Origin of the sequence: uncultured Sunxiuqinia sp., assembly GCF_963974515.1 — a bacterium.
Lineage (GTDB): Bacteria > Bacteroidota > Bacteroidia > Bacteroidales > Prolixibacteraceae > Sunxiuqinia.
This window is the reverse complement of record NZ_CAXBDD010000162.1, coordinates 1-5,166: the sequence shown is the minus strand read 5'-3', so window position 1 is coordinate 5,166 and position 5,166 is coordinate 1. Positions and strand designations below refer to the sequence as shown.

Sequence of the window (5,166 nt, the reverse complement as noted above, 5' to 3'; positions counted from 1 at the left end):
ACTATTCCGAGACCAATTCCATTTCATCAATCAAATAGCCTGCTCCGGCAAACTTATCGATGATAAAAAGCATGTAGCGAACGTCGAGCATAATGTTGCGACACTGATCAGGATCGAACATGATATCGCTCATGGTGCCTTCCCAGCAACGATCAAAATTAAGGCCAACAAGTTGTCCTTGGGCATTGATGGCAGGACTTCCTGAATTACCTCCCGTTGAATGAATAGACGCAATGTACGCCACCGGAACTTCTCCATTGGATTCATACTCGCCAAAGTCGCCGGACTCGTACAAATACTGTAATCTTTCGGGCACCTGATAGTCAGGAATATCCTGACTATTTTTCTCCATAATTCCCTTCAGCGTGGTATAATAACTGTAATTCACGCCATCGCGCGGCTCATAGCCTTCCACCTGGCCATAAGCCACACGCAAGGTAAAATTGGCATCGGGGTACAACTGGAAGTTCTTTTCCATCAGCATAATGCCCTTCATGTATTTTTGCTGAACGGTGCTGATGTTCGCCTGAATCCCTTGATGAACCTGTTCGATATTCCGCTGATAGTGCAGCTTCAATGCCTGAAACAATTCAACTACCGGATCCTTTTGCAATTGGTTAATTTTTTTGCCATCAAATTCTGAAATAATCTCCTTCAATTTCTCGGGATCAGCCAACACGGATTTTGCATACACCCTTCGAACCAATTTATCGTCATCAAATCGCGCCAACAGTTTCTTCAAGTCTTCAGGCAAAAAGCTTTCGTCCAAATCATTTCTCAACATCCGAAGCAGCTGCACAAAAAGCTCCTGATCAGTTGCCTGGTCATAATCATCAAAATGATCGGCTACTTTTATCGCCAAAGCCTTTCGTACCAGTTCGTGACGCCCCTCATCCACCTGATTCCATCCCCGGTCGTTTCGCGGAAAAAAATCGGCTAGCTTAAAGATTTCGATGCCTTTGAAAACAATTTCCTGATAATAATGATACGCCTTTTCGTACGGCTGCAAGTCAACATACAACTTCTCGAATTGAGGAAGCACCGGGCCGTAGGTCTCCTCGAGCGTATCGTTTTGCATGTACCAGACTTCGAAGTCCGCTTCGAAAGCCTTCTTTTGCTCCACCGCATGCAAGCGATCCAGTCCGCGAATTTCACCTTTCCACCGCTTCCACGAATTACTGGTTCTGGCATACTTCGAAGCATATTGAATACGAACCTTGGGATCGGCATCCATGTGTTTAGAGAAAATATCGAGAATCGTTGTTCGGATCTTAATGCGGTCGGGGTTGCTTTGATTCTTAATCAGTTCGACCGCCTGCGAAGGCAGGTATTGCTGCGTCGTTCCCGGATAACCCATCAGCATCATAAAATCGTTTGGCTGAACACCATCGAGCGACACAGGGAGCCATTTTTTTGGTCGGTAAGGAACATTTTCTGTTGAATAAGGAGCGGGCTCGTTATCTGCATTGGCATACACCCTGAAAATCGAAAAATCACCGGTATGGCGCGGCCACATCCAGTTATCGGTGTCGCCACCAAATTTCCCAATTGACTGCGGAGGCGCCCCGACCAGGCGAACATCCTGAAAGACCAGGTAGGTATACAAAAAGTATTGATTCCCGAAAAACAAGGGCTTTACTATGGCTTCAAATTTTCCATCCTCAGCAGCGTTTCGCTGAATGCGGCTGATGTTTTCATCCAACTTTTGCTGCAAAGAGTCTCCTTCCAAACCTGTGGTTCCGGCAAAAACAGAATCCGACACATCCACCATCCGATCCAAAAATTTTGCGGTCAGCCCGGGATTGGGGAGTTCTTCTTCCTGCGACATGGCCCAGAATCCATCCGAAAGATAATCCTGCTCCACCGTGCTGTGCGATTGAATATTCGAAAATCCACAGTGGTGATTGGTCAGCAACAGCCCCTGGTCGGAGATCATTCCCCCGGTACATCCTCGCCCGAAAATGACCACCGCATCTTTCAAGCTGTTTTGGTTCACACTGTAAATATCTTCAACAGTGAGGCGAAAGCCCATCGCCTGCATTTCTTCGATGTTGTACTTTTCGAGTAAGGTTGGGATCCACATCCCCTCTTTGGCCGACAGGGAAAGATTAAAAACGGCGACAATAAAAAACAGGACTAATTTTCTCATCAATCAGTAATTTTTCAGCAAAAACGGATTCTACAAAACGTTTGTTTTTCTTGAAATAGCTTTAACAAAGCCGTTAACAAAAATTAATCCGCTAAAATTCTTTCAGAAATTGGTACACTTTATGCACCGGAAGACCCATTACATTGAAAAAGGACCCCTCAATTTTTTTCACACCAACAAAACCAATCCATTCCTGGATCCCGTAGCCACCAGCTTTGTCGTAAGGCTTAAACCGATCGACGTAGTACTCGATTTCAGCATCGGTCAGCTCGTCAAACCAAACGGCCGTAACGGCATGAAAGGAGTATTTTTTGGTGGCCGACTGGATATTGACGCCGGTAATGACCTGGTGCTGGCTCGATGACAGGTGCTGAAGCATTTTGATCGCCTCGTCGCGGTCTGCCGGCTTACCCAGCACTTCTTCATCCTTCCAAACAATGGTGTCGGCAGCAATCACCAAGCTATTTTCGGGTAAGTTTTGCCGAACGGCCGTGGCTTTTAGTTCTGCCAGGTATTCAGGAATGGCTGTCATGCCCAATTCAGGCGGAAAATATTCCTCAACATCCGAAACATGAACCTGGAAATCAAGCCCCAGTTCTTTTAATAAATGTTGGCGTCGTGGTGATTTTGACGCCAGGACCAGTTGATATTTTTGTAAGTTTTCAGGTACCATTAAATTGACCTCCAATAATATGAATGTTCATTAATCCAAGTATCCTGAGCTTTCATCACTTGCTCAATAATGTCGCGGGCACAACCTTCGCCCCCTTTCTTATCCGAAATATAAGAAGAAATTTCTTTAATCTCGCTCACAGCATCCAAGGGGCAAACGGCTACGCCAACAGCCTGCATCACCTGGTAATCGACCAGATCGTCGCCCATGTAAAGCACTTCTTCCGCTTTAACACCGGCTTGAAGCATGAAATCATTCAGACAAACCATTTTATCACGTACCCCCATGTAAATATATTCGACCCCAAGATTGGCATAACGGGTCCGAACTTGCTCCAGGTTTCCGCCGGTAATAATGCCAATTTGATAGCCCATGTTCAGGGCATTGCGAAGCGCATAGCCATCTTTTACATTGGCGGTGCGCACCGGCACTCCAGCTTCATTCAAAACCATGGTGTCGAGCGACAACACGCCATCGATATCAAAAATCAATGCTTTTATACTTTTCAACTTGTCTTTAAAAAAGGCCATACGTTACTTGGTAATTTGAGTTTTGTAAATGCTTTCGGATACCAACTGATAAATTCTCTTTCTTTCGGCTTGATCAGCCAGCAAATCCAGGTGTTTTTTTATAATCGTCTCATCCATGCGAACCGCCGGCCCGGTTTGAGCGTCGATGGGTTTGATGTCCATGATTTTTTGGGCGGTTTCCTGGATCAGCGGTTTCAACAAATCGAAGCTCAATCCTTTTTCTTCCAACATGGAGTCGCCAATTTGGTAGCAATGATTGACGAAATTGCAGGTAAAAACCGCCGCCAGATGCAGAACCTTTCGAGCTTCCGAGTTGACAGGCTGAACCAAAGAGGAAAGCTTTTCACCCAAAGCCTGAAGATCGGCAAAAACTTCAGCTGAGCTGGCCTCCAGACAAATGGGAATGTTTGAAAAATCAACTTCCCGCTGTTTCGAAAAGGTTTGCAGCGGGTAAAAAACACCGAAGTTTTTGAAATACCCGGCCAGCGGCTCCATTGGAATACTTCCTGCAGTATGCACCACGATTGTTTCCAGCTGAATTTGCCGGAGGACCGTTTCCAGAGCATCATCTTTCACGGAAACCATGCACAAATCGCAAGGCTCCAATTCATCGAGACTGGTGGTGTACGGGCATTCCAACAACTGCGCCAGCGCTTTGGCCGAAGCTTCGGTACGACTATACACCTGGACGACTTCCAGACCGTTTCTCCGGAGCGCTTTGGCCAGTTGTGTGGCCAAATTGCCTGCGCCGATCAGTACAATTTTCTGAATCATAGATGAGCTTTTCGATTACGCCACCCAAAGAAACAAAAAAACCGGCGAAAAACCGGTTCCTGTTAAGCGTTTTGATACCGCATGCCAACCACTTCCCAATTGACAATATTCCAGAAATTGTCGACATAATCAGCCCGGCGGTTTTGATAATGAAGGTAATAGGCGTGCTCCCATACATCGAGTGCCAGTAAAGGAGTTCCTTGTTTCTCCACTACGTTCATCAGCGGATTATCCTGGTTTGGCGTGGACGAAACAAACAATTTGCCGTTAGCATCCACCGACAGCCAGGCCCAGCCGCTTCCAAACTGTGTTTTTGCTGCAGTTCCGAACTCTTCTTTCAGGGCATCAACCGATCCAAAATCAGCCTCAATAGCTGCTTTTAGTTCGTCGTTCATCGCGGTTTGCCCGGGAGTCATATTCTCCCAAAACAGCTGGTGATTATAAAACCCCCCGCCATTGTTTCGCACCCCGGCACCATGCTGATCGATTTTGGCAAAAATATCAGGCATTGGTGTCTTCTCCAGATCAGTGCCCGAAATCGCATCGGTAAACTTGGTGAAGTACCCCCGGTGATGTTTGTCATAGTGCAGTTCCATGGTCTGCGCGTCAACATAGGGTTCAAGCGCATCGTAGCCATAAGGGAGATCCGGAAACATGTGCCCTTCAAATACCGCAGGTTTACTTTCGCTACTGCAAGCAGCCAGCGCCGAGCCAAAAAGCGGTGCGGCAACTGCGGCCGTTCCAACCAAATTGATAAAATTTCTTCTTTCCATTGAGTTAAAATTTTCTATTTACTTTAAACACAACAAAATGACTGCACGAATGTTTTTTATTGCCGCCGAAAAAAACCAGATCGATCCGGTTAAAAGGCTTGCGCTCGTGGAGGCCGGGAGATAATTATATGAGAAGTCGAGAATGAGAGAGGGTGAATTTGGAAAAATGAATGTGTAGTCAGCGGATCAAGCATCGAAGAACCGATTGATTGAAGTACTGAATAATCAATGATCAATAACCAAGGAAGAATAGGAACAACCAGGCCC

At 46.1% G+C, this 5,166-nt stretch carries 5 protein-coding genes; all 5 read right to left on the bottom strand.

The window, feature by feature from the left end:
* Nucleotide 1: 1 nt before the first annotated feature.
* On the bottom strand, nucleotides 2-2,149 hold the full coding sequence (locus AAC033_RS18185; RefSeq protein ID WP_339740790.1) for a S46 family peptidase: 2,148 nt from the start codon (nucleotides 2,147-2,149) through the stop codon (nucleotides 2-4).
* Between the two features lie 91 nt (nucleotides 2,150-2,240).
* Nucleotides 2,241-2,822, bottom strand: a complete 582-nt coding sequence (locus tag AAC033_RS18180) for a Maf family nucleotide pyrophosphatase (protein WP_339740788.1) — start codon at nucleotides 2,820-2,822, stop codon at nucleotides 2,241-2,243.
* Nucleotides 2,822-3,352, bottom strand: a complete 531-nt coding sequence (locus tag AAC033_RS18175; RefSeq protein WP_339740785.1) for an HAD hydrolase-like protein — start codon at nucleotides 3,350-3,352, stop codon at nucleotides 2,822-2,824. The genes AAC033_RS18180 and AAC033_RS18175 overlap by 1 nt, the downstream gene beginning before the upstream one ends.
* Nucleotides 3,353-3,355: 3 nt before the next feature.
* Nucleotides 3,356-4,126, bottom strand: a complete 771-nt coding sequence (locus AAC033_RS18170) for a DUF2520 domain-containing protein (RefSeq protein ID WP_339740782.1) — start codon at nucleotides 4,124-4,126, stop codon at nucleotides 3,356-3,358.
* Nucleotides 4,127-4,188: 62 nt separating this feature from the next.
* Entirely contained in the window at nucleotides 4,189-4,782 is a 594-nt protein-coding gene (locus AAC033_RS18165; protein ID WP_339740792.1) for a superoxide dismutase, read from the bottom strand.
* Between the last annotated feature and the right edge of the window lie 384 nt (nucleotides 4,783-5,166).

What these genes read in the sequence shown, in the direction of transcription:
- AAC033_RS18165 (WP_339740792.1), bottom strand. Translation starts at nt 4,782, where the DNA reads ATGTTTCCGGATCTCCCTTATGGCTACGATGCGCTTGAACCCTATGTT.
- AAC033_RS18180 (WP_339740788.1), bottom strand. Translation starts at nt 2,822, where the DNA reads ATGGTACCTGAAAACTTACAAAAATATCAACTGGTCCTGGCGTCAAAA.
- AAC033_RS18185 (WP_339740790.1), bottom strand. Translation starts at nt 2,149, where the DNA reads ATGAGAAAATTAGTCCTGTTTTTTATTGTCGCCGTTTTTAATCTTTCC.
- AAC033_RS18170 (WP_339740782.1), bottom strand. Translation starts at nt 4,126, where the DNA reads ATGATTCAGAAAATTGTACTGATCGGCGCAGGCAATTTGGCCACACAA.
- AAC033_RS18175 (WP_339740785.1), bottom strand. Translation starts at nt 3,352, where the DNA reads ATGGCCTTTTTTAAAGACAAGTTGAAAAGTATAAAAGCATTGATTTTT.